General features: G+C 66.6%; 22 protein-coding genes and 1 tRNA gene. 13 read left to right on the forward strand and 10 right to left on the reverse strand.

The genetic code is table 11. From position 1 onward, the window contains the following. Positions 1-2 precede the first annotated feature (2 nt). The 5 genes from WJ12_RS02450 to lpxC all read left to right on the forward strand — a co-directional run bounded on the left by WJ12_RS02450 (position 3) and on the right by lpxC (position 5175). Entirely contained in the window at positions 3-755 is a 753-nt protein-coding gene (locus WJ12_RS02450) for a cell division protein FtsQ/DivIB (protein ID WP_034186356.1), read from the forward strand. Positions 756-781: 26 nt separating this feature from the next. Further along, positions 782-2014, forward strand: a complete 1233-nt coding sequence (gene ftsA, locus WJ12_RS02455; RefSeq protein WP_006487138.1) for a cell division protein FtsA — start codon at positions 782-784, stop codon at positions 2012-2014. Positions 2015-2125: 111 nt separating this feature from the next. After that, on the forward strand, positions 2126-3322 hold the full coding sequence (gene ftsZ, locus WJ12_RS02460) for a cell division protein FtsZ (RefSeq protein WP_021159911.1): 1197 nt from the start codon (positions 2126-2128) through the stop codon (positions 3320-3322). Positions 3323-3510: 188 nt separating this feature from the next. After that, entirely contained in the window at positions 3511-4017 is a 507-nt protein-coding gene (locus tag WJ12_RS02465) for a peroxiredoxin (RefSeq protein ID WP_034186357.1), read from the forward strand. Between the two features lie 240 nt (positions 4018-4257). Then, positions 4258-5175, forward strand: a complete 918-nt coding sequence (gene lpxC, locus WJ12_RS02470; RefSeq protein WP_006487145.1) for a UDP-3-O-acyl-N-acetylglucosamine deacetylase — start codon at positions 4258-4260, stop codon at positions 5173-5175. An 80-nt stretch (positions 5176-5255) separates the two neighbouring features. On the opposite strand, the gene WJ12_RS02475 is transcribed toward lpxC, so the two are convergent. Beyond that, positions 5256-5732 (reverse strand): DciA family protein, encoded by a 477-nt coding sequence (locus WJ12_RS02475; protein ID WP_034186358.1) that lies wholly within the window; start codon positions 5730-5732, stop codon positions 5256-5258. 256 nt (positions 5733-5988) lie between these two features. Here WJ12_RS02475 and secA point away from each other — a divergent pair, with 256 nt between their 5' ends. From secA to WJ12_RS02495, 4 genes are all read left to right on the forward strand, one after another. Beyond that, a complete protein-coding gene (gene secA / locus WJ12_RS02480) occupies positions 5989-8787 on the forward strand; it encodes a preprotein translocase subunit SecA (RefSeq protein ID WP_034186359.1) in 2799 nt (932 codons plus the stop codon). 143 nt (positions 8788-8930) lie between these two features. Beyond that, entirely contained in the window at positions 8931-10172 is a 1242-nt protein-coding gene (argJ, locus tag WJ12_RS02485) for a bifunctional glutamate N-acetyltransferase/amino-acid acetyltransferase ArgJ (RefSeq protein ID WP_034186360.1), read from the forward strand. 19 nt (positions 10173-10191) lie between these two features. Beyond that, complete coding sequence (locus WJ12_RS02490) at positions 10192-11061, forward strand: ATP-binding protein (protein ID WP_034186361.1); 870 nt, start codon at positions 10192-10194, stop codon at positions 11059-11061. Then, positions 11058-11501 carry an NUDIX domain-containing protein gene (locus WJ12_RS02495; RefSeq protein WP_034186362.1) on the forward strand — a complete coding sequence of 148 codons (444 nt, stop codon included), beginning with the start codon at positions 11058-11060 and terminating at the stop codon, positions 11499-11501. The genes WJ12_RS02490 and WJ12_RS02495 overlap by 4 nt, the downstream gene beginning before the upstream one ends. 62 nt (positions 11502-11563) lie before the next feature. On the opposite strand, the gene WJ12_RS34235 is transcribed toward WJ12_RS02495, so the two are convergent. The 9 genes from WJ12_RS34235 to WJ12_RS02535 form a co-directional block, all read right to left on the reverse strand. Further along, entirely contained in the window at positions 11564-11764 is a 201-nt protein-coding gene (locus WJ12_RS34235) for a DNA gyrase inhibitor YacG (protein WP_080287726.1), read from the reverse strand. 25 nt (positions 11765-11789) lie between these two features. Beyond that, entirely contained in the window at positions 11790-12545 is a 756-nt protein-coding gene (gene zapD / locus WJ12_RS02500; RefSeq protein ID WP_034186363.1) for a cell division protein ZapD, read from the reverse strand. Between the two features lie 109 nt (positions 12546-12654). Next, positions 12655-13263, reverse strand: a complete 609-nt coding sequence (gene coaE / locus WJ12_RS02505) for a dephospho-CoA kinase (RefSeq protein ID WP_059558070.1) — start codon at positions 13261-13263, stop codon at positions 12655-12657. A 1-nt stretch (position 13264) separates the two neighbouring features. After that, positions 13265-14176, reverse strand: coding sequence for a prepilin peptidase (locus tag WJ12_RS02510; protein WP_049034947.1), 912 nt, complete (start codon positions 14174-14176; stop codon positions 13265-13267). A gap of 46 nt (positions 14177-14222) precedes the next feature. Beyond that, positions 14223-15434 (reverse strand): type II secretion system F family protein, encoded by a 1212-nt coding sequence (locus WJ12_RS02515; protein ID WP_059558069.1) that lies wholly within the window; start codon positions 15432-15434, stop codon positions 14223-14225. Then, positions 15431-16708 carry a GspE/PulE family protein gene (locus WJ12_RS02520; protein ID WP_049030432.1) on the reverse strand — a complete coding sequence of 426 codons (1278 nt, stop codon included), beginning with the start codon at positions 16706-16708 and terminating at the stop codon, positions 15431-15433. Before WJ12_RS02520 ends, WJ12_RS02515 begins: the two co-directional genes overlap by 4 nt. A gap of 83 nt (positions 16709-16791) precedes the next feature. Continuing rightward, positions 16792-18084 carry an HlyC/CorC family transporter gene (locus WJ12_RS02525; RefSeq protein ID WP_175027950.1) on the reverse strand — a complete coding sequence of 431 codons (1293 nt, stop codon included), beginning with the start codon at positions 18082-18084 and terminating at the stop codon, positions 16792-16794. Positions 18085-18225: 141 nt separating this feature from the next. Then, positions 18226-18302, reverse strand: a tRNA-Pro gene (locus WJ12_RS02530). A 180-nt stretch (positions 18303-18482) separates the two neighbouring features. Next, entirely contained in the window at positions 18483-19478 is a 996-nt protein-coding gene (locus tag WJ12_RS02535) for a polyprenyl synthetase family protein (RefSeq protein ID WP_031398933.1), read from the reverse strand. Positions 19479-19688: 210 nt separating this feature from the next. On the opposite strand from WJ12_RS02535, the gene rplU reads away from it, so the two are divergent. The 4 genes from rplU to proB all read left to right on the forward strand — a co-directional run bounded on the left by rplU (position 19689) and on the right by proB (position 22797). Continuing rightward, entirely contained in the window at positions 19689-20000 is a 312-nt protein-coding gene (gene rplU / locus WJ12_RS02540; protein ID WP_027783472.1) for a 50S ribosomal protein L21, read from the forward strand. A 24-nt stretch (positions 20001-20024) separates the two neighbouring features. Further along, positions 20025-20288, forward strand: coding sequence for a 50S ribosomal protein L27 (rpmA, locus tag WJ12_RS02545; protein WP_006476999.1), 264 nt, complete (start codon positions 20025-20027; stop codon positions 20286-20288). Positions 20289-20475: 187 nt separating this feature from the next. After that, positions 20476-21588, forward strand: coding sequence for a GTPase ObgE (obgE, locus tag WJ12_RS02550; RefSeq protein ID WP_034186369.1), 1113 nt, complete (start codon positions 20476-20478; stop codon positions 21586-21588). A 90-nt stretch (positions 21589-21678) separates the two neighbouring features. Then, the gene (gene proB, locus WJ12_RS02555) at positions 21679-22797 is read left to right on the forward strand and encodes a glutamate 5-kinase (protein ID WP_034186370.1); all 1119 of its coding nucleotides are present in this window, start codon (positions 21679-21681) and stop codon (positions 22795-22797) included. Positions 22798-22862: the final 65 nt, after the last annotated feature.

Below are 22862 nucleotides of genomic sequence, written 5' to 3' on the forward strand. Positions count from 1 at the left end.
GTATGTGGAACAACGTTCGCCAACTCAACCTTGCCGCCAGCGCGCTGTACGCGCTGCTGCTGCTCGTGTTGGCGGCGGCCGGTTGCTACTGGCTGATCCAGCGCCCGACGTTCGCGCTGCGGGAAATCCGGATCGACGGCGATACCGAGCACATCAACTCGCCGACGGTGCGCGCGGGCGTGGTCGGCCGGCTGAAGGGCAATTTCTTCACGGTCGATCTCGATGCGGCGCGCGCCGCGTTCGAGCAGATGCCGTGGGTGCGCCATGCGAGCGTGCGCCGGGTGTGGCCGAATGCGCTGGCTGTCACGCTGGAGGAGTACAAACCGCTCGGGACCTGGGGCAGCGACCAGCTGGTGAGCGTCGACGGCGAGCTGTTCACCGCGAACCAGGGCGAGCTGGAGCAGGAACTGCCGGCGTTCGACGGCCCGGAAGGCAGTGCGAAGGAAGTCGTTACGCGGTACCGCGACTTCGGGAAATGGTTTGCGCCGCTGAAGGCGGCGCCGGAAGAAGTGACGCTGTCGGCGCGGTACGCGTGGACGGTGAAGCTGTCGAACGGCATGCAGGTCGAGCTGGGCAAGGAACGCAACAGCGACACGTTGCATGACCGGAGCCAGCGCCTGGTCGCGGCCTGGCCGGCCGTCACGGAGCGTTGGGGCAACGACATCGAGTACGCGGACCTGCGCTATCCGAACGGATTCGCGATTCGCGCGGCAGGCATGCGGTTCCTGACCGATACCGACAAGCGCAAGAAGTAACGAGAGATCACACGCAAGAGCACTTTATGAGCAAAGACTACAAGGATCTGCTGGTTTCCCTCGACATCGGCACGTCGAAGGTGGTGGCCATCGTCGCCGAGCTGAAGGGCGAGGGTCACTACGAGGTGATCGGTCTCGGCCAGAGCGAGTCGAAGGGTCTGAAGAAAGGTGTGGTGGTCAACATCGAGGCCACCGTGCAGTCGATCCAGCGCGCGCTCGAGGAGGCGGAGCTGATGGCCGACTGCAAGATCACCAACGTGTTCACGGGGATCGCGGGCAGCCACATCCGCAGCTTCAACTCGAGCGGGATGGTCGCGATCAAGGACAAGGAAGTCACGCAGACGGACGTCGCGCGCGTGATTGAGACCGCGAAGGCGATCAACATCCCGACCGACCAGCAGGTGCTGCACATCCTCACGCAGGAATTCATCATCGACGGCCAGGAAGACGTGCGCGAGCCGATCGGGATGAGCGGTATCCGGCTGGAAGTGAAGGTGCACATCGTGACGGGCGCGGTGAGCGCCGCGCAGAACATCGTCAAGTGCGTGCGCCGCTGTGGGCTGGAAGTGAACGACCTGATCCTGCAGCCGCTCGCGTCGTCGCTGGCGGTGCTGACGGAAGACGAGAAGGATCTCGGCGTGGTGCTGGTCGACATCGGCGGCGGCACGACGGACATCGCGATCTTCGCCGAAGGCGCGATCCGTCACACCGCGGTGATTCCGATCGCCGGCGACCAGATCACGAGCGACATCGCGATGGCGCTGCGCACGCCGACGCCGGATGCGGAAGACATCAAGGTCGGCTACGGAATCGCGAAGCAGGCGCTCGCCGATCCGGACGAAATGGTCGAAGTGCCGGGCCTCGGCGAACGCGGCCCGCGCACGCTGTCGCGCCAGGCGCTCGCGGCCGTGATCGAGCCGCGCGTCGAGGAACTGTTCTCGCTCGTGCAGCAGGTCGTGCGCGAATCGGGTTACGAAGAACTGTTGAGCTCCGGCGTGGTCATTACCGGCGGTGCGTCGATGATGCCCGGCATGGTCGAGCTCGGCGAAGACATTTTCCTGAAACCGGTGCGCATCGGCGCGCCGGAATATGCAGGCGGCCTCTCCGACGTCGTGCGCAATCCGCGCTACTCGACGGCGATGGGGCTGCTGGTCGAAGGCAGTGCTCAGCGCATGCGCGGCCGCAAGGTCGCCGTGCAGTCCGGCAACGCGGGGCAGGTGTTCTCGCGGATGAAGGAATGGTTCCTGAGCAACTTTTGACGAACCGAATCGAAATTCGCGCTGGTGCCGGCGGCTGGCGCGCGACAGGAGGTTGCCCGATCTCCTGCCGAATAACGGCCGATTAGCAGTTTTTCTCTTGACGGAGGCAACATGGAATTCGAAATGCTGGAAACCGAGACCAACGGCACCATCATCAAGGTGGTCGGCGTTGGCGGCGCTGGCGGCAATGCCGTCCAGCACATGATCAACCGCGGCGTGCAGGGCGTCGACTTCATCGTGATGAACACGGACGCCCAGGCGCTGTCGCGTTCGCGCGCATCGTCGGTGATCCAGCTCGGCAACACGGGCCTCGGCGCCGGCGCGAAGCCGGAAATGGGCCGCGCGGCAGCGGAAGAAGCGCGTGAGCGCATCGCCGACGCACTGCGCGGCGCGCACATGGTGTTCATCACCGCCGGCATGGGTGGCGGCACGGGCACGGGCGCGGCACCGGTGGTCGCGCAGATCGCGAAGGAGATGGGCATCCTGACGGTTGGCGTCGTCAGCAAGCCGTTCGAGTTCGAAGGCGGCAAGCGCATGCGCGTCGCGGAAGCAGGTTCGCAGCAACTGGAGGATCACGTCGACTCGCTGATCGTCGTTCTGAACGACAAGCTGTTCGACGTGATGGGCGACGACGCCGAGATGGACAAGTGCTTCCAGTGCGCGGACGACGTGTTGAACAACGCGGTCGCCGGCATCGCTGAAATCATCAACGTCGATGGCCTCGTGAACGTCGACTTCGAAGACGTGAAGACGGTGATGGGCGAGCAGGGCAAGGCGATGATGGGCACGGCGACGGTTGCCGGCGTCGATCGCGCACGCCTCGCGGCGGAACAGGCCGTGGCGAGCCCGCTGCTCGAAGGCGTCGATCTGTCGGGCGCGCGCGGCGTGCTGGTCAACATCACGTCGAGCCGTTCGCTGCGCCTGTCGGAAACCCGCGAAGTGATGAACACGATCAAGAGCTACGCGGCGGAAGATGCGACGGTGATCTTCGGTGCGGTGTACGACGACGCGATGGGCGATGCGCTGCGCGTGACGGTCGTGGCAACGGGTCTGGGCCGTGCGGCGAAGAAGCAGCAGTCGGCACCGATGACGCTGCTGCGCACGGGTACGGACAACCAGCCGGTCAGCGCGGTGTCGCACGGTTATGCACCGGCTCATCACGTCAGCACGGCGGACTACGGCGCGCTGGATACGCCGGCAGTGTGGCGCAATTCGCGCGAAACCGCGGCATCGCACGTGCAGGCGCTGCAGGAGAAGGGTGTCGACACGTACGACATCCCGGCTTTCCTGCGCAAGCAGGCTGACTGACGCAAACACAGGCGAAGCCGCGGCGAAACCGCCGCGGTATCGCCGGCGTGACGGATGCTACGGACCAGGACAGGCCGCGTCGGCTGCGACGCCGGGCCGGGAAACGTGCCCTCTTCGCTCAGGCGGGGCGGGATGGACCGTGCTGTCCGCAACACGCTGAAAAACCGTATCGCTATGAGGGACCAGCCATGATTCAAGTGGGCGACGCGCTGCCCGACGCGCAGTTGTTCGAGTTCATCGACGACGCGCGCGAAGGGTGCACGCTGGGGCCGAACGCCTACAGCGTGCGCGACCAGGTTGCGGGGAAGCGGGTGGTGATCTTCGGATTGCCGGGCGCGTTCACGCCGACCTGCTCGGCGCAGCATGTACCGGGCTACGTCGAACACGCCGAGCAATTGCGCGCGGCGGGTATCGACGAGATCTGGTGCGTGTCCGTCAACGACGCATTCGTGATGGGCGCATGGGGACGTGATCTGCACACCGCGGGCAAGGTGCGCATGATGGCGGACGGCAGCGCGGCTTTCACTCTTGCGCTGGGGCTGACGCAGGATTTGTCCGCGCGTGGCATGGGGATTCGTTCCCTGCGCTACGCGATGGTGATTGACGGCGGTGTGGTCAAGACGCTGGCCGTCGAGGCGCCGGGCAAATTCGAAGTGAGCGATGCGGCGAGTGTTCTCGCGACGTTGACGTCCTGATCGTGCGGTGCGCCGTTGCCTGCCGGCAACGCTGCTCACCGGCCTCAGGGCAGTTGTAACACGGGCTGATGACCGGAAACGCCTCCGTTCCGGGCATCGGCCCGTCCCGTATCGGCACGGGTAAACTGTCGAAACAGATTGATACGCAGTTGCAAACAGCGTTGAATAGGGAATTACGCTATAATCCCGCCTATCGAATATAACTCCTGATTGATATCTTCAATCAAGACGAAGAACACCATGTTGAAGCAGCGCACCATCAAGTCCATCGTGAAGACCGTCGGTATCGGTGTCCACTCGGGTCGCAAGATCGAGTTGACGCTCCGTCCCGCCGCGCCCGGCACGGGCATCGTCTTTTCACGCGTCGACCTGCCCACGCCCGTCGACATTCCCGCCTCGGCGATGTCGATCGGCGACACGCGGCTCGCGTCGGTGCTCCAGAAGGATGGCGTGCGCGTGTCGACCGTCGAGCATCTGATGTCGGCGTGCGCGGGGCTCGGCATCGACAATCTGTATGTCGACGTGACGGCCGAGGAAATCCCGATCATGGACGGCAGCGCGGCAACGTTCGTGTTCCTGATCCAGTCCGCCGGCATCGAGGAGCAGAACGCGCCGAAACGCTTCATCAAGGTGAAGAAGCCGGTCGAAATCCGCGATGGCGACAAGTTCGCGCGTCTCGACCCGTATTTCGGCTTCAAGCTGAAGTTCTCGATCGATTTTCGTCACCCGGCCGTCGACAAGACGGGCCAGGAGCTCGAAGTCGATTTCGCCACCACGTCGTACGTGCGCGAGATCGCGCGTGCGCGCACCTTCGGCTTCGCGCACGAAGCCGAGATGCTGCGCGAGATCGGCCTGGCGCGCGGTGGCAGCATGGACAACGCGATCGTGCTCGACGAGTACCGCATCCTGAACAACGACGGGCTGCGCTACGACGACGAATTCGTGAAGCACAAGATGCTCGACGCGATCGGCGACCTGTACGTGATCGGTCACCCGCTGCTGGCGTCGTACACCGCGTACAAGTCGGGTCATGGCCTGAACAACGCGTTGCTGCGCGAGCTGCTCGCGCACGAAGACGCGTACGAGATCGTGACGTTCGACGATCCGCAGGCTGCGCCGAAGGGCTTCGCGTTCGACGCGCAGACGGCCTTTGCGTAACCGGCGCGTTGCGCAAGCGATAAAAAAGCGGCCTTCGGGCCGCTTTTTTGTTGGCCGGCCGCTGCCGGCCAAATGCGCCGTCAGCGCGACTTGGCGCCGTGCCGGGCCGCCATGCGGGCAAGCGCGGCCTGCAGCGGGGACGGTTCGAGATGATCGGCGAGATCGCGCAGGGCGGCGGCGCCGACCGAGGTCATCCGCGCCTGCTTCACGTGCGGCGGCTCCGGCGCGTCCTTCGGCCGCACGCGCACGCGCAGCGTCGTCACGGGCCAGCCGCGCTTCTGCAGATCGCCGAGCAGCCGCGGCTCGACCTGCCGCAACCGGGCAGCCAGCGCATTGTGCGCGGCAAAGAGGGTCAGGGTGCCGTCCTTGATGAAGCCCGGTTCGATGTGATTCGCGAGGTAGTCGGGCAGGAGCGCGGCGAGATCGCGCTGCAGCGACGCGATCTGCTCGACGCCGGCGCGCAGCGCCGCGAACGCGTCGGTGCGGCCGAGCACTTCCGACACGGGTTGCGGGCGATAGGCGGCGAGCGGGCCGAAACGCTTGGAAAATCGGTTCATCGAGGCATTCTTCGGGCGCGCACGCGCGCGGACGTTGCCGCCGATTGTACCCGCGCCGGCCCATGCCCGGGCGGCTTTCGCCCCGCCGGCCCGGCCGTCGGCGTGCGGCGCCCGTCCCGCCGAGAGACAGGCGTGCGCTTCCCCGCGTGCTAAAATTCGACGTTTGAGTCCACTAATTCGCTAAGCCGCCGAGGCTCGGGCGCCGGGGCGCGCAACACGCGCCGGGCGCCGGTGCTGCGACGCAGGATCCGATCCGATGACAACCGGTTTTCTCCAGAAAATTTTTGGCAGCCGCAACCAGCGGCTCGTCAAGCAATACCAAAAGACCGTCGCGACGATCAATGCGCTCGAAACGCAGATCGAGAAGCTGACGGACGACCAGTTGCGCGGCAAGACGGACGAATTCCGCCAGCGTGTCGCGGCCGGCGAGTCGCTCGACAAGCTGCTGCCCGAGGCGTTCGCGGTCTGTCGCGAGGCCAGCCGTCGCGTGCTGAAGATGCGGCACTTCGACGTGCAGATGATCGGCGGCATGGTGCTCCACTACGGCAAGATCGCGGAAATGCGCACCGGCGAGGGCAAGACGCTCGTCGCGACGCTGCCCGTGTACCTGAATGCGCTCGCCGGCCGCGGCGTGCACGTCGTGACCGTCAACGACTACCTCGCGCAGCGCGACGCCGAATGGATGGCGCGCCTCTACAACTTCCTCGGTCTGTCGGTCGGCATCAACCTGTCCGGCATGGAGCACGACCAGAAGCAGCAGGCGTACGCCGCGGACATCACGTACGGCACGAACAACGAGTTCGGCTTCGACTACCTGCGCGACAACATGGTCTACGAGACCGATGCGCGCGTGCAGCGGGCGCTGAACTTTGCGGTTGTCGACGAAGTGGACTCGATCCTGATCGACGAGGCGCGCACGCCGCTGATCATTTCGGGCCAGGCCGAGGATCACACCGAGCTGTACGTGCGGATGAATGCGCTGCCGCCGCTGCTCGAGCGCCAGATTGGCGAAGAGAAGGCCGACGGCACGGGCGTCGAGAAGCCGGGCGACTACACGCTCGACGAGAAGGCGCGCCAGGTGTTCCTGACGGAGTCGGGCCACGAGAAGGCCGAGCGCCTGCTCGCCGAATGGGGCCTGATCGGCGAGGGCGAGAGCCTGTACGCGCCGCAGAACATCACGCTGATGCACCACGTGTACGCGGCGCTGCGCGCGCACACGCTGTTCCACAAGGATCAGCACTACGTCGTGCAGAACGGCGAAGTGGTCATCGTCGACGAATTCACGGGCCGCCTGATGGCCGGCCGCCGCTGGTCCGACGGCCTGCATCAGGCGGTCGAGGCCAAGGAGCACGTAAAGATCCAGAGCGAGAACCAGACGCTCGCGTCGATTACGTTCCAGAACTACTTCCGGATGTACGCGAAGCTGGCCGGCATGACCGGTACCGCGGACACCGAAGCGTACGAATTCAACGAGATCTACGGTCTCGAAACGGTCGTGATCCCGACCAACCGTCCGCCGAAGCGGATCGACAAACAGGACCAGATCTACAAGACGGCCAAGGAGCGCTACGACGCGGTGATCCGCGACATCCGCGACTGCTACGAGCGCGGCCAGCCGGTGCTGGTCGGCACGACGTCGATCGAGAACTCCGAGTTGCTGTCGCATCTGCTGAAGCAGGCCGGGTTGCCGCACGAAGTGCTGAACGCGAAGCAGCACGAGCGTGAAGCCGCGATCGTCGCGGAAGCCGGCCGGCCGAACCGCGTGACGATCGCGACCAACATGGCCGGCCGCGGTACCGACATCGTGCTCGGCGGCAATGCCGAGAAGCAGGCCGCGTTCATCGAGGCCGACGACGCGATCCCGGCCGACGAAAAGGCGCGCCGCATCCAGCAGCTGCACGACGAGTGGGAAACGCTGCACGAGCAGGTGAAGGCGGCGGGCGGCCTGCACATCATCGGCACCGAGCGCCACGAATCCCGCCGGATCGACAACCAGCTGCGCGGCCGTGCGGGCCGCCAGGGCGATCCGGGCTCGTCGCGCTTCTACCTGTCGCTCGACGATCCGCTGCTGCGCATCTTCGCGGGCGACCGCGTGCGCTCGATCATGGATCGCCTGAAGATGCCGGAAGGCGAGGCGATCGAGGCCGGCATCGTCACGCGCTCGATCGAATCCGCGCAGCGCAAGGTCGAAGCGCGCAACTTCGACATCCGCAAGCAGCTGCTCGAATACGACGACGTGTCGAACGACCAGCGCAAGGTGATCTACCAGCAGCGCAACGAGCTGCTCGAAGCGCACGACATCACCGAGACGATCACCGCGATGCGTCATGGCGTGATCACCGAAGTCGTCCGCCAGTTCGTGCCGGAAGGCAGCATCGAAGAGCAGTGGGACGTGCCCGAGCTCGAGGAAGCGCTGCGCAACGACTGGCAGCTCGACCTCGCGATTCAGGAAATGGTGAACGAGTCGTCGTCGATCACGGCCGAGGAAATTCTCGATGCCGTGATGACGGCCGCCGACGAGCAGTACGAGAGCAAGGTCGCGATGGTCGGCCGCGAATCGTTCAGCGCGTTCGAGCGCTCGGTGATGCTGCAGACGGTCGACCGCCTGTGGCGCGAACACCTCGCGGCGCTCGACCACCTGCGCCAGGGCATCCACCTGCGCGGCTATGCGCAGAAGAACCCGAAGCAGGAATACAAGCGCGAGGCGTTCGAACTGTTCGCCGCGATGCTCGAGGCGATCAAGCAGGAAGTCACGCGTGTCGTGATGAACGTGCAGATCCAGTCGCCGGAGCAGCTCGAGGAAGCCGCCGAGCAGATCGAGGAACGCGCCGGTCATCTCGAGAACGTCGAGTACCAGCACGCCGACTACGCGGACGCCGGTGCGCCGGTGGCGAACGTCACGGCTGCCGCGGCCGCCACGGCGACGGCCGACATGGTCGGCAGCGCGATGACGCACAGCGGCCCCGGCGGCGAGATGCCGAAGGTCGGCCGCAACGACCCGTGCCCGTGCGGCAGCGGCAAGAAGTACAAGCAGTGTCACGGGAAGCTGTCATGATCGGCGGCGGCGCGCGTCACGCGTGCCGCTTCGATCCAGCTTCGCGTGACTGATGTGAGTTGCGGCGGCCCGCGCGTGCGGCCGCCGGTTCTTCCAATCGATGCCGGCGTATGCCGGCATTTTCCATCCGGCAGGTGTGCCCCATGGCTGTCAATTTTCCGTCGATCGATCCCGCCCAACTGCATCCCGTCGCCGGCGTCACGCTCGGCTGGGCGGAAGCGAATATCCGCAAGCCGAATCGCAAGGACGTGCTGGTCATCTCCGTCGACGAAGGCGCAACGGTCGCGGGCGTGTTCACCGAAAACCGCTTCTGCGCCGCGCCGGTCATCGTCTGCCGCGAGCATCTGGCGAAGGTGCGCGCGGGCGGTGCGGGCATTCGCGCGCTCGTCGTGAATACGGGCAATGCCAACGCCGGTACCGGCGAGCCGGGCCTTGCGAACGCGCGCGAAACCTGCACGGAACTCGCGCGCCTCGCGGGTATCGAGCCGGCGCAGGTGCTGCCGTTCTCGACCGGCGTGATCCTCGAGCCGCTGCCGATCGACCGCCTGAAGGCCGGGCTGCCGGCCGCGCTCGCGAACCGCAAGGCCGCGAACTGGTTCGATGCCGCGCAGGCGATCATGACGACCGACACGCTGCCGAAGGCCACGTCGCGCCAGGTGACGATCGACGGCCACACGGTCACGCTGACGGGCATCAGCAAGGGCGCGGGCATGATCAAGCCGAACATGGCGACGATGCTCGGCTTCCTCGCATTCGACGCGAACGTCGCGCAGCCGGTGCTCGACACGCTCGTGAAGGAAGTCGCCGACCGCTCGTTCAACTGCATCACGATCGACGGCGACACGTCGACGAACGACTCGTTCATCCTGATCGCATCGGGCAAGAGCACGCTGCCGGCCATCACGTCGACCGATTCGCCGGCTTATGCAGCGCTGCGCGACGCGGTCACGCAGGTCGCGCAGGTGCTGTCGCAGTTGATCGTGCGCGACGGCGAAGGCGCGACGAAATTCATGACGGTGCAGGTCGAAGGCGGCAAGAGCGTCGCCGAATGCCGCCAGATCGCCTATGCGATCGGCCATTCGCCGCTCGTGAAGACGGCCTTCTACGCATCCGACCCCAACCTCGGCCGGATTCTCGCGGCGATCGGCTATGCAGGCGTCGCGGATCTCGACGTCGGCAAGATCGACCTCTATCTCGACGACGTGCTCGTCGCGAAGTCGGGCGGCCGCAACCCGGCCTACCAGGAAGAGGACGGCCAGCGCGTGATGAAGCAGAGCGAAATCACGATTCGCGTGCTGCTCGGCCGCGGCGACGCGCAGGCCACCGTCTGGACGTGCGACCTGTCGCACGATTACGTGAGCATCAACGCGGATTACCGCTCCTGATCGGGGGCGTTCGAACGCCATGGACAAGCTTGAACAGTTTCTGACCCGCGCCGAAGCGCTGCTTGGCCGCCTCGAGGGGATCCTGCCGCCCGCGCCGGCGGCCGTCGACTGGAACGCCGCCCACGCATTCCGCTGGCGCAAGCGCCAGGGGCGCGGCTACCTGCAGCCGGTGCCGGCCGTGTCGTCGATCACGCTCGCCGACCTGCACAACATCGATCGCCAGAAAGGGTTGATCGAGCAGAACACGCGGCAGTTCGTGCAGAAGAAGCCGGCCAACAACGTGCTGCTGACCGGCGCGCGCGGTACCGGCAAGTCGTCGCTGATCAAGGCATGCCTGAACGCGTACGCGAACGACGGGCTGCGCCTGATCGAAGTCGACAAGGACGACCTGCACGATCTCGGCGACATCGTCGACCTGATCTCGCAGCGTCCGGAGCGGTTCATCGTGTTCTGCGACGACCTGTCGTTCGAGGAGGGCGAATCGGGCTACAAGGCGCTGAAGGTCGCGCTCGACGGCTCGATCGCCGCGCAGTCGGACAACGTGCTGATCTACGCGACGTCGAACCGCCGCCATCTGCTGCCCGAGTACATGAGCGACAACGAGTCGTACAAGCATCTCCCGGATGGCGAGATTCACCCCGGCGAAGTCGTCGAGGAGAAGATCTCGCTGTCGGAGCGCTTCGGCCTGTGGGTCAGCTTCTATCCGTTCAAGCAGGACGATTATCTCGACATCGTCGGGCACTGGCTGCGCCACTTCGGCTGCCCGGATGCGGAGATCGAGTCCGCGCGCGGCGACGCGCTCGTGTGGGCGCTCGAGCGCGGTTCGCGGTCGGGGCGCGTCGCGTGGCAGTTCGCGCGTGACTGGTCGGGCCGCAAGGAGCAGGCATGAGCGCGGATCTCGCACAAGGCGCCGTGCGCGCACCGGACGGCCGCAAGGTGACGGAAGTCGCGGTCGGCGTGATGGTTCAGCCGGACGGCAGCTACCTGCTCGCGCAACGCCTGCAGGGCAAGCCGTATGAAGGGTACTGGGAGTTTCCGGGCGGCAAGCTGGAGGCCGGCGAAAGCGTCGAGGACGCGCTCGCGCGCGAACTGCACGAGGAGCTCGGCATCGAGGTCACGGCCAGCCATCGCTGGCACACGCTCGAGCACGATTATCCGCATGCGTACGTGCGGCTCTATTTCTGCAAGGTGACGGGCTGGACGGGCGAGCCGCACAGCAAGGAAGGGCAGGCGTTCGTCTGGCAGAAACTGCCGGTCGCCGTTGCGCCGCTGCTGCCGGCGGCGCTGCCGGTGCTCGAATTGCTCGAGAAGGAGGCGGCGTCGAACTGACGCCGTGGCGGCCTGCCGGAAAGGCGGGCCATATCGCCGACGGGCGGTGCCGCTCGGCTGTCTCAGCTATCGCGACGGTCGTCCGTGCCGTCTTCTTCCGACGAGGGGCCCTCGTCGGAAGACCCGCCGATCCGGTACTTTTCCGCGGCCCAGGCCCCGAGGTCGAGTTGCTTGCAGCGGGCCGAACAGAACGGGCGGAACTGATTTTCAGGCGTCCAGCGCACTGCGGCGCCGCACGACGGGCATTTCACAACGGTAGTCATACGAAAGCGATCCGGCACACGGCCGTTACAGATTGCACAGTGTCAGATGGAACGGCACGTCGATATCCACCGCGCGCGGCCGCACATCGCCGTCCTGCATGGTGAACCGTACCCACAGCATGTATTTGTTGGCGCTCGCTTCGGGAATGACGCGCAGCTCCGGCGGCACGCGGACCTGCATCAGCTGGTAGGTGCGGCCCGACAGCATCTGTTGGTAGCTGCCCTGCATCGCCATGACCTTCGACGCCTGACCCGATTCGCGCGCGAGCCGCAGCACGATCGACGCGGCGTCGCGCAGCGGCAGCATCGGCAGAATCCATTTCGCGATGTCCTGGCGCCGTTGCTCGGCGGGCCATTGCTGCCACGCGTAGTACGACGGCAGGTCGAACTTGCACGTGCCGCCGGGAATCACCGCACGGCTGCGGATGCTGGCGAGCCATTCGTTGTCCACGAGGTGCTGGCCGGTCTTGCCCTGCATCTGCGCGAGATTGGCCAGCGTCTGCTCGATTTCGCCGAGCACGGCTTCGAGCGCGTTCTGCTCGATGCCCGGATTGCCGCGAAAGGGGGCGAGCGTCTGGCGTTGACGTTCGAGCTCCTTCATCAGATCCGATTTCAGGTCCGCGCGGCCCGTTACCTCGGCGATTTCGAACAGCGTCGTCAGCGCGACGTGGTGTTCACGCGGGTCCTCCTGAGCCAAAAAGAACGCGAAGCGCTCGAACAGATCTTCGAGGCGCAACAGCGTGCGAATTCGCTCGTTGAACGGATACTCGTAAAGAATCAAGCGCGCTCGCCTCTTGGGTAGGGATGGAAACAATGCAGGACATTCTAATGCTCACTCTCTACCCTAGCAACGCGCCAATTTCGTACACCATCACGATCGTGCGCGATGCTCAGTGCGCGGCGGCCGCGAACGCGACATAACGTTGGTGCAGTGCATCGACCTGCGCGGCGAGTGCATCGGGCGTCACCGCGTCGTTGACGATCACGTCGTCGGCCGCCGCGAGGCGGGCTTCGCGTGACGCCTGTCGCGCGATGATCGCTTCGACCTGCTCGCGTGTGAAGCCGTTGCGCCGCATCACGCGCGCAATCTGCGTTTCGACCGGGCAATCGACGACGAGCACGCGATCGCTGCGCGCCTTCCAGTTGCCCGACTCGACGAGCAGCGGCACGACGAACATCACGTACGGGCCCTGCGCGTCGCGTGCTTCGCGATCGGTTTCCGCGCGGATCAGCGGATGCGTGATCGCTTCGAGGCGCCGGCGCGCATCGTCGTCGCTGAAGATCAGCGTGCGCATCTTCGCGCGATCGAGCGAGCCGTCGGCGGCAACGTAGTCGTGGCCGAACGCCTGTTCGATCGCGGGCATCGCGAGGCCGCCGGGGGCGGTGATGCGGTGGGCGATCAGATCGGTATCGACGAGCGACGCGCCGCGGGCGCCGAACAGGTCGGCGACGGTCGTCTTGCCGCTGCCGATGCCGCCCGTGAGTCCTACTGCGTACATGTCAGCCTCCGAGCGCGAAATAGAACGGCGTGCCGAAAAACAGCGTCGCGGCACCGCCGGCCGCGAGGAACGGGCCGAACGGAATCGGCTCCTCGAAGCGCATGCGGCCGCGCCAGGTCGCGACGAGCCCGACGATCGCGCCCGTCACGGCGGCGAACAGCACGACCTGCGGCAGCGCGGCCCAGCCCATCCACGCGCCGAGCGCGGCAAGCAGCTTCAGGTCGCCGAAGCCGATGCCCTCGATGCCGCGCAGCCATTTGAACAGCCAGTAGATGGACCACAGGAACAGATAGCCGGCCATCGCGCCGATCACGGCCGAGCGCAGCGACGTGAACGTGCCGCCGAGATTCAGCACGAGCCCGGCCCAGAGCAGCGGCAGCGTCATCGAGTCGGGCAGGTAGCCGGTGCGGATGTCGATCGCGCTCATCGCGAGCAGCGCGGCGCACAGTGCGAATGCGGCGAGCGCGGCGACGGTCGGACCGAACGCGGCGAGCGAGCCGGCAGCGAGCAGCGCGCACGCGAGCTCGACGAGGGGATAACCGATGCCGATCGCATGGCCGCAGCGGCGGCAGCGCCCTCGCAGCATCAGATAGCTGACGAGCGGGATGTTCTCCCATGCGCGCAGCACGTGGCCGCAATGCGGGCAGGCGCTGCGCGGGCGCCACAGGTCGTAGCGCGGCGGATAACCGTCGTCGGGCGCGGCGCCGGCGTTGCCGGTCGCTTCGTCGATCTCGGCCTGCCACGCGCGCTGCATCATCACGGGCAGCCGGTGCACGACCACGTTCAGGAAGCTGCCGACGCACAGGCCGATGACGACCGCGAACGCGTACTGCAGCGCGGGCGGCAGCATCGCCAGCACGAGCAGCGTGCTCTCGGGCGATTCGGAAACGGCGGACAGGGGCGCGGGCGTCATGAGGCTCAAGGTTCGGACTTAAAAGGCGACAGAATCGGTTGCGATGCTACACCACGTTGCCGAGCTGAAGGATGGGCAGGTACATCGCGATCACGAGGCCGCCGACGAGTGCGCCCAGGACGATCACGATCAGCGGTTCGCCGAGCGCCGCGAGCGCATCGAGACGCGCGTCGAGCTGGCGTTCGCAGAGCGCCGCGATGTCGGCGAGCATCGTGTCGAGCGCACCGGTTTCCTCCGCGACGGCGATCGGCTGGACGACGTCGTCCGGAAAGCAGCCGGCCGAGCGCATCGCATCGGCGAGGCGCGCGCCGCGCAACACGCGTGCCGCGACGTGCGCGGTGGCGTGCGCGAACACCGGATGGCCGGCCGTGCGCTCGAGGGTGGCGAAGGCGTCGGCGAGCGGCACGCCGGCGCCGAGCAGCGTTGCAAGCGAACGGCACCAGCGTGCGGCCGCGTATCGCTCGAGCGCGCTGCCCGCGAGCGGCGCCCGCAGCAGGCGGCGCGCGACCGCATGGCGCAACGGTGCGGACCGCCGAAGCGCGCGATGCGCGGCGAGTGCCGCTGCCGCGGCGCCGGCCACGAGCGCGCCGCCCCACGCCGACAATGCGGAAGACAGCGCGAGCAGCACGCGGGTCGGCGCGGGCAGGGCTGCGCCGAAACCGTCGAAGATCTGCCGGAACGTCGGCACGACCCACACCATCAGCGCGGCCGAGATCGCGAGCGCGAACAGGATGACGGCGGCCGGATACGCGAGGGCGGCCCGCAGTTTGCGCCATTGCGTATCGGCGCGCTCGCGGTGTTCGGCGACGCGCGTCAGCACGATCCCGAGCGAGCCGGACGCTTCGCCGACTTCGATCAACTGACGGTACAGCGTGCCGAACTGCGACGGATAGCGCGCGAGCGCGTCGGCGAAGCGCCGCCCGCCGACGATCTCGCGGGCGAGGCCCGCGGCGATGCGCGGCACGCCGTCGCGCGACCGTGTACGCGCGAGCATCTCGAGCGACGGTGCGATCGGCAGCCCGGCCTGCAACAGGCTCGCGAGCTGGCGCGTGAAACGCGTGATCTCCCGCGCGCCGGCCGTCGGCGGTCGGGCCGGCCCGCGGACGTCGAGCGACAACACCGCGATGCCGTCGCGTGCGAGCGTGGCGCGCGCGGCTGCGGCGTCGAAGGCGACGACGGTTCCGCGGTGCGGTGTGCCGTCGCGACGGCGGCCGCGCCACGCGAAGCGGGTTTCGCGCGGCGGCGTGGGCGTGCTCATACGGCGGGGGTGGCGGCGACGGCTTCCGCGAGGCTCGTCGTGCCGTCCCGCACGCGTGCGAATGCGGCATCGCGCAGGTTGCGCACGCCTTCGGCTGCCGCGCATTGCGCGAGCGCCCCGACGCTTGCGCGCGCGACGATGCGCTCCGCGAGTTCCGGCGAGACCGGCATCGTCTGATGCAGCCCGATGCGGCCGCGATAGCCGATCCCGTGACAGGCGGCGCAGCCGCGCGCGACGAACGGCCGCCATCCGGCCGCCAGCGCCGCCGGGTCGCAGCCGGCTTCCCGCAGCCCGCGCGCCGGTGCGTCCGACGGGACACGGCATGCGACGCACAGGCGCCGGACGAGGCGCTGCGCGGTGACGAGCTGCAGCGCGGCCGCGAGGTTGTACGGCGCGACGCCGATATCGAGCATGCGGGCGATGGCGGCCGGCGCGTCGTTCGTGTGCAGCGTCGACAGTACGAGATGGCCGGTCTGCGCGGCCTTGATCGCGACGTCGGCCGTTTCGGCATCGCGTATCTCGCCGACCATGATGATGTCCGGATCCTGCCGCAACAGCGCACGCAGCGCCGTCGCGAACGTGAGCCCGGCCTTTTCGGCGACACCGACCTGGTTGATCCCGTCGAGCTGGATCTCGGCGGGATCCTCGACCGTGCAGACGTTGTGCGCGTCGCGATCGAGCATCTGCAGCGCGCAGTAGAGCGATAGCGTCTTGCCGCTGCCGGTCGGGCCGGTGACGAGCACGAGGCCATGCGGCGCGCGTATCGCGGCCTCCATCGCGGCGGCCTGCTGCGCGTCGAAGCCGAGACGGGCGAGCGTGAGATCGGGCGGCAGCGTGTCGAGGCGCCGCAGCACGAGCTTTTCGCCGAACAGCGTCGGCAGCGAGCTGACGCGATAGTCGCCGCGCGTGCCGCCGTCGATCGCGATGCGTAGCCTGCCGTCCTGCGGAAGTCGCCGCTCGGCGATGTCCATGCGCGCGAGCACCTTGATTCGCGTGACGAGCGCGTCGCGCAGGTGCGCGGGCGGCCGCGCGTGGTCGTGCAGCACGCCGTCGATACGCAGGCGGATGCGCCAGCCGGTTTCGAACGGCTCGACGTGGATGTCGGATGCATCGCGCACGCGTGCCGCGTGCAGCGTGTCCGTCAGCAGCCGCACGGCCGGCGCATCGTCGAGCTGGGCCGCGTCGAGTGCGTGAGGCACGGCGGCAGGCGGCGCGGCGGAGCGGGCGGGCGGCGGCTGCATGCGCAGCGGCGCCCCGGAAGGAGGAAAAGGCATGTGAGCCGGCACGCTGGCCGCCTGTTGACCGTGACCTGCAGATGGTCGCGCGTCGCGGGCGGTGCCGGCAGTCGGCCGTTCGGCTAGCGGGTGGCGGCGCGTGCGGTGCGCGCGCCGCGCGGCTTGAAGAGCTTGACGGTGCGCACGGCCTGATCGTCGCTGCGCATCACCTCGAGCATCACGTCGCCGATCTTCAGGCACACGTCGTCTTCCGGAATTTCCTCGAGGATTTCGAGCACCAGTCCGTTCAGCGTCTTCGGACCGTCGGTCGGCAGCTTCAGGTGCAGCCAGCGGTTCAGTTCGCGCAGCGGCATGCTGGCCGACACGATGCATTCGCCGTTCTCGTCCCAGCCGCCCGCGCGTTCGCTGCGCGGCATCGACGTCGTGAATTCGCCGATCAGTTCCTCGATGATGTCTTCGGGCGTGACGAGCCCTTCGAGCTCGCCGTACTCGTTGACGACGAGCGCGGTGCGTTGCCGCGTTTCCTGGAAGAACTGGAGCTGCTGGACCACCGGCGTGCCCGACGGCACGTAGTACGGCTCGGCGAGCAGCGTGCGCAGCGTCTCGCGGTCGAACTCCTGATTGTGGAGCGCGGTCAGCGTCTTGCGCACGTGCAGCACGCCGAGCACCTTGTCGATGTCGCCTTCGTAGACGACGAGCCGGTTGTGATAGCAGGTTTCGAGCTGGTGCAGGACGTCGTCGAGCGGCGCGTAGAAGTTGAGCGACTCGATCTGGCGGCGCGGCACCATCACGTCATCGACCGTGATGTTCTCGAGGTCGAACAGGTTGAGCAGGATGCTGCGGTGCTTGGTCGGCATGAAGCTGCTCGACTCGAGCACGATGGCGCGCAGCTCGTCGGCCGACATCCGCTGGTCGCGACCCTTCTTCGTGTTGATGCGCAGCGCCCACAGCACGCCGTTCGCGAGCGCGTTGACGAACCAGACGACCGGCTTGAACACGCGCATCAGCGGCGCGATCACGAGGCTCGCGGGCAGGGCGATGCGTTCGGGGAAGGTCGCGCCGACGATCTTCGGTGCGATTTCCGCGAACACGATGATCAGGAACGCGACGATGCCGGTCGCGATCGACAGCGCGAGGTTGTTGCGGCCGAACGTATGCAGCGCGAGCGACGTCGTCAGGACCGGGATGATCGTGTTGAACAGGTTGTTGCCGATCAGGATCACGCTGAGCAGCAGGTCAGTGCGCGTGAGCAGGCCTTGCGTGGTTTTCGCGCCGAGCGCGCCCTGGCCGGCGAGATGCTTCAGCCGATGGCGGTTGAGCGCCATCATCGCGGTCTCGGAAATCGAAAAGAAGCTGGAACAGAGGAGAAGCAGGAAGACGGCGCCGATTTGCGCCCATAAGGGAATTTGGTCCACGCGTCGGATGGGCAGTGAAGGACAGGGATGGAGGGAATATAGCAGAGGCCGGCGATCGCGATGTGTCGTGCGCGACACATGGGGCCTGAGGCGGCCGGGCAAAAAAAAACCGTGCACACGGTGCACGGTTTTTTACAAATCTGGTCGGGGTGAGAGGATTCGAACCTCCGGCCTCTACGTCCCGAACGTAGCGCTCTACCAGGCTAAGCTACACCCCGATTTGGACTCTTCCGATTTCGCCGTCTTCTTCAAGACCGCTGCGTCGTCGAGCAAGAACATAACTATAACGACGTTTCTTTAAAAAGGGAAGGCCTTGGAGAAGAAAATTTTCGGGACAGGTGAATTTCCCGTGTCGACGGTGCGTCGTCGCAGCCGTGGCGGCGACGCACGCGATCGGCTTACGACTGTCGCGACGTCGAATACGAGCACAGCGCGAGCAGGCTCTCCTTGTAGATCGAATCGGGGAACGCGGCGATCGCGGCGGCTGCGGCCTGCGCTTCCTGACGCGCGCATTCGAGCGTGTGATCGAGTGCGCCGGAGCGCGTGATCGCGTCGAAGATCGTGTCGAAACGATCGGTGCCGCCCTGTTCGATCGCTTCGCGCGCCAGTGCCGACTGCTCGGGCGTGCCGCGTTCGATCAGATAGATGAGCGGCAGCGTCGGCTTGCCTTCGCGCAGGTCGTCGCCGGCGTTCTTGCCCATGGCCTCGACGGTGCCTGCGTAGTCGAGCCAGTCGTCCATGATCTGGAACGCGGTACCGATGCGGCGCCCGTATTCGGCGGCGGCGGCCTCGGTCGGCGCATCGGCGCCCGCGAGCACGGCGCCCAGGCGGGCCGACGCCTCGAACAGCTTGGCCGTCTTGTAGCGGATCACCTGCATGTAGCGCGTTTCGTCGACGTCCGCGTCGTGCATGTTGAGGAGCTGCAGCACCTCGCCTTCGGAAATGATCGTCGTCGCTTCGGACAGGATCTCCATCACGCGCATCTTGCCGACGCCGACCATCATCTCGAACGAGCGCGAGTAGAGGTAATCGCCTACCAGCACGCTCGCCGCGTTGCCGAACAGCGCATTGGCGGTCTGGCGGCCGCGGCGCAGCTCGGATTCGTCGACGACGTCGTCATGCAGCAGCGTGGCCGTGTGGATGAACTCGACGACGGCGGCCAGCACGTGCCGCTGATGCGACGTTTCGCCGAGCGCGCCGGCGACGAGCAGCAGCAACGCCGGACGCAGCCGCTTGCCGCCCGCCCCGATGATGTACTCGGCGATCTGGTTGATCAGCAGCACGTCGGACGCGAGGCTTTGCCGGATAACGCGATTTACCTGCTCCATGTCGCTGGTGATCGGAGCGAGCAGGTGGGCGGCGCTGAGGGTGGGGGAGGCGGTGGACGACGACATGATGATGGAATTGGGTGATGCGGCGGATTATAAGTCGAATCCGCGAAATCCCGGTCTGTCAGACGTGCCGCAGCCGTGATTTTGGCCGTTCGGCCGGGGCTTGTGCGCGGCAATCGTCGATCGGTTTTGACTTCGGTGCTAACCCCATGTATAATCACGTGTTTTCCGCGCGTGGTGTGCGGAAAAATTGGATCCAGAGTGAGGTTCTCAATGTACGCGGTCATAAAAACCGGCGGCAAGCAGTACAAGGTTGCCGTTGGCGAAAAACTCAAAGTAGAACAGATACCGGCTGACATTGACGCTGAAATCACGCTCGACCAGGTTCTCGCAGTGGGCGAAGGCGAATCGATTAAGTTCGGTGCGCCGCTGGTCAGTGGGGCTTCCGTCAAGGCCACCGTTGTGTCGCACGGTCGTCATGCCAAGGTCACCATCTTCAAGATGCGTCGCCGGAAGCACTACCAAAAGCACGGCGGCCACCGCCAGAACTACACTGAGCTGCGCATCGACGCGATCAACGCGTAAGCGCCTCGGTAAAGGAGCAATCAGATGGCACACAAAAAGGCAGGCGGCTCTTCCCGGAACGGCCGCGACTCCGAGTCGAAGCGTCTCGGCGTGAAAGTGTACGGCGGCCAGGCAATCAATGCCGGCGGCATCATCGTGCGTCAGCGCGGTACGCGCATGCACGCAGGCGAGAACGTCGGCATGGGCAAGGATCACACCCTGTTCGCGCTGGTCGACGGTCACGTCAAGTTCGCGACGAAGGGCGCGGACAAGAAGCATCTGGTCATCGTCGTCCCGGCGGCTGCCTAAGTCAGGCACCCACGGGCTTCGTAGCCGAAAGGCCCCGCAGTCTTCGCGGGGCCTTTTTTTATTTGGTCGCCGGGCGCATGCGCGGGCCGGCGACCCTCGCGCAACCGGCGTACGATCGGCCGAACGGCAGATTGTTCAAGCGTGCCGGCGCGCGGCACAATAGCGGAAATACTGGGCGGAGTGACGAATGAAGTTCATTGACGAAGCACGAATCGAAGTCATCGCCGGAGACGGGGGTGATGGCAGCGCGTCGATGCGCCGCGAGAAGTTCGTCCCGTTCGGCGGGCCGGACGGCGGCGACGGCGGCCGGGGCGGCAGCGTCTACGCGATCGCCGACCGCAACATCAATACGCTGATCGACTACCGATACGCGAAGAAGCATCTCGCGCGCAATGGCGAAAACGGTCGCGGCTCGGATTGCTACGGCAAGGGCGGCGACGACGTTACGCTGCGCATGCCGGTCGGCACGATCATCAGCGACATGGATACCGGCGAGCTGATCGCCGACCTGACCGAGCACGACCAGCAGGTGATGCTTGCCCAGGGTGGTGCCGGCGGGCTCGGCAACCTGCATTTCAAATCGAGCACGAACCGTGCGCCGCGCCAGAAGACGGACGGCAAGCCGGGCGAGCGGCGCATGCTGAAGCTCGAGCTGAAGGTGCTCGCCGACGTCGGTCTGCTCGGCATGCCGAACGCGGGCAAGTCGACGTTCATCTCGTCGGTGTCGAACGCGCGGCCGAAGATCGCCGACTACCCGTTCACGACGCTTGCGCCGAACCTCGGCGTGGTGCGGGTCGGCCCGAGCAAGAGCTTTGTGATCGCCGACATCCCGGGGCTGATCGAGGGCGCGGCCGAAGGCGCGGGCCTCGGGCATCAGTTCCTGCGCCACCTGCAGCGCACCGGCGTGCTGCTGCATCTGGTCGATCTGGCGCCGTTCGACGAAAGCGTCGATCCGGTCGCGGAAGCCACCGCGATCGTCGGCGAGCTGCGCAAGTACGACGAAGCGCTGTACGAAAAGCCGCGCTGGCTCGTGCTCAACAAGCTCGACATGGTGCCGGAAGACGAGCGCGAGGCGCGCGTCGCCGATTTCCTCGACCGTTTTGGCTGGGACGGCCCCGTGTTCGAGATTTCGGCGTTGACGGGCCAGGGCTGCGAAGCGCTGTGCTACGCGATCTACGATTACCTGTCCGAGCATTCGGACGCACACCGTGCGGCGGAAGCGGAAGATCTCGCGGCGGACGTGCGTTTCCGCGATGCGCCGCCGGCGAACGGCGGTGCGGCGCCGGGCGACGACGCCTGAGCGGTTCCGGAACGCGCCGGGCGTGCCGCCCGGCGTCGGCGTTCAATCGCGCCCTGCCGGGCAGGCATCAGATACAGGAGACAGTGCAGGATGCGTTCGATCATCGCGGATTCGAAGCGATTGGTGGTGAAGGTGGGTTCCAGCCTCGTGACCAACGACGGCAAGGGGCTCGATCATGCTGCAATCGGCCGCTGGGCAGCCCAGATCGCCGCATTGCGCGCGCAGGGCAAGGAGGTCGTGCTCGTCAGTTCGGGCGCGATCGCGGAAGGGATGCAGCGCCTCGGCTGGAGCAAGCGGCCGCGCGAAATCGACGAGTTGCAGGCCGCCGCGGCGGTCGGCCAGATGGGGCTCGCGCAGGTCTATGAGAGCCGCTTCACCGAGCACGACATCCGCACCGCGCAGATCCTGCTCACGCACGCCGACCTGGCCGATCGCGAGCGCTACCTGAATGCGCGCTCGACGCTGCTCACGCTGCTGCGGCTCGGCGTCGTGCCGATCATCAACGAGAACGACACGGTCGTCACCGACGAAATCAAGTTCGGCGACAACGACACGCTCGGCGCGCTCGTCGCGAACCTGATCGAAGGCGATGCGCTGATCATCCTGACCGACCAGACCGGGCTGTTCACGGCCGATCCGCGCAAGGACCCGAACGCGACGCTCGTCGCCGAGGCCAATGCGGGCGCGCCGGAGCTCGAGGCGATGGCCGGCGGCGCCGGTTCGAGCCTCGGTCGCGGCGGGATGCTGACGAAGATCCTCGCGGCGAAGCGTGCGGCACACAGCGGCGCGAACACCGTGATCGCGAGCGGCCGGGAGGCCGACGTGCTCGTGCGCCTGGCGGCCGGCGAGGCGATCGGCACCCAGCTGATCGCGCGTACCGCGCGGATGGCGGCGCGCAAGCAATGGATGGCCGACCATCTGCAGGTGCGCGGCCATGTCGTGATCGACGCCGGCGCGGTCGAAAAGCTGACGGCCGGCGGCAAGAGCCTGCTGCCGATCGGCGTGATCGACGTGCAGGGCGCGTTCGCGCGCGGCGAGGTGATCGCGTGTGTCGGCCCCGACGGGCGCGAAGTGGCGCGCGGGCTCACGAACTACAGCAGCGCGGAAACGAAGCTGATTCACCGCAAGCCGAGCGGCGAGATCGAGGCGGTGCTCGGCTACATGCTGGAGCCGGAACTGATCCATCGCGACAACCTCGTGCTGGTGTGATCGCCGGCCAGGTTTCGGGTGTCCAGGCAGTCCAATGAAAAAGCCCGCGTGACGCGGGCTTTTTC

This window comes from Burkholderia seminalis, assembly GCF_001718535.1.
Lineage (GTDB): Bacteria > Pseudomonadota > Gammaproteobacteria > Burkholderiales > Burkholderiaceae > Burkholderia > Burkholderia seminalis.

Coding starts and splice junctions, on each gene's coding strand:
- WJ12_RS02450 (WP_034186356.1), top strand. CDS start 3: ATGTGGAACAACGTTCGCCAACTCAACCTTGCCGCCAGCGCGCTGTAC.
- ftsA (WP_006487138.1), top strand. CDS start 782: ATGAGCAAAGACTACAAGGATCTGCTGGTTTCCCTCGACATCGGCACG.
- ftsZ (WP_021159911.1), top strand. CDS start 2,126: ATGGAATTCGAAATGCTGGAAACCGAGACCAACGGCACCATCATCAAG.
- WJ12_RS02465 (WP_034186357.1), top strand. CDS start 3,511: ATGATTCAAGTGGGCGACGCGCTGCCCGACGCGCAGTTGTTCGAGTTC.
- lpxC (WP_006487145.1), top strand. CDS start 4,258: ATGTTGAAGCAGCGCACCATCAAGTCCATCGTGAAGACCGTCGGTATC.
- WJ12_RS02475 (WP_034186358.1), bottom strand. CDS start 5,732: ATGAACCGATTTTCCAAGCGTTTCGGCCCGCTCGCCGCCTATCGCCCG.
- secA (WP_034186359.1), top strand. CDS start 5,989: ATGACAACCGGTTTTCTCCAGAAAATTTTTGGCAGCCGCAACCAGCGG.
- argJ (WP_034186360.1), top strand. CDS start 8,931: ATGGCTGTCAATTTTCCGTCGATCGATCCCGCCCAACTGCATCCCGTC.
- WJ12_RS02490 (WP_034186361.1), top strand. CDS start 10,192: ATGGACAAGCTTGAACAGTTTCTGACCCGCGCCGAAGCGCTGCTTGGC.
- WJ12_RS02495 (WP_034186362.1), top strand. CDS start 11,058: ATGAGCGCGGATCTCGCACAAGGCGCCGTGCGCGCACCGGACGGCCGC.
- WJ12_RS34235 (WP_080287726.1), bottom strand. CDS start 11,764: ATGACTACCGTTGTGAAATGCCCGTCGTGCGGCGCCGCAGTGCGCTGG.
- coaE (WP_059558070.1), bottom strand. CDS start 13,263: ATGTACGCAGTAGGACTCACGGGCGGCATCGGCAGCGGCAAGACGACC.
- WJ12_RS02510 (WP_049034947.1), bottom strand. CDS start 14,176: ATGACGCCCGCGCCCCTGTCCGCCGTTTCCGAATCGCCCGAGAGCACG.
- WJ12_RS02515 (WP_059558069.1), bottom strand. CDS start 15,434: ATGAGCACGCCCACGCCGCCGCGCGAAACCCGCTTCGCGTGGCGCGGC.
- WJ12_RS02520 (WP_049030432.1), bottom strand. CDS start 16,708: ATGCCTTTTCCTCCTTCCGGGGCGCCGCTGCGCATGCAGCCGCCGCCC.
- WJ12_RS02535 (WP_031398933.1), bottom strand. CDS start 19,478: ATGTCGTCGTCCACCGCCTCCCCCACCCTCAGCGCCGCCCACCTGCTC.
- rplU (WP_027783472.1), top strand. CDS start 19,689: ATGTACGCGGTCATAAAAACCGGCGGCAAGCAGTACAAGGTTGCCGTT.
- rpmA (WP_006476999.1), top strand. CDS start 20,025: ATGGCACACAAAAAGGCAGGCGGCTCTTCCCGGAACGGCCGCGACTCC.
- obgE (WP_034186369.1), top strand. CDS start 20,476: ATGAAGTTCATTGACGAAGCACGAATCGAAGTCATCGCCGGAGACGGG.
- proB (WP_034186370.1), top strand. CDS start 21,679: ATGCGTTCGATCATCGCGGATTCGAAGCGATTGGTGGTGAAGGTGGGT.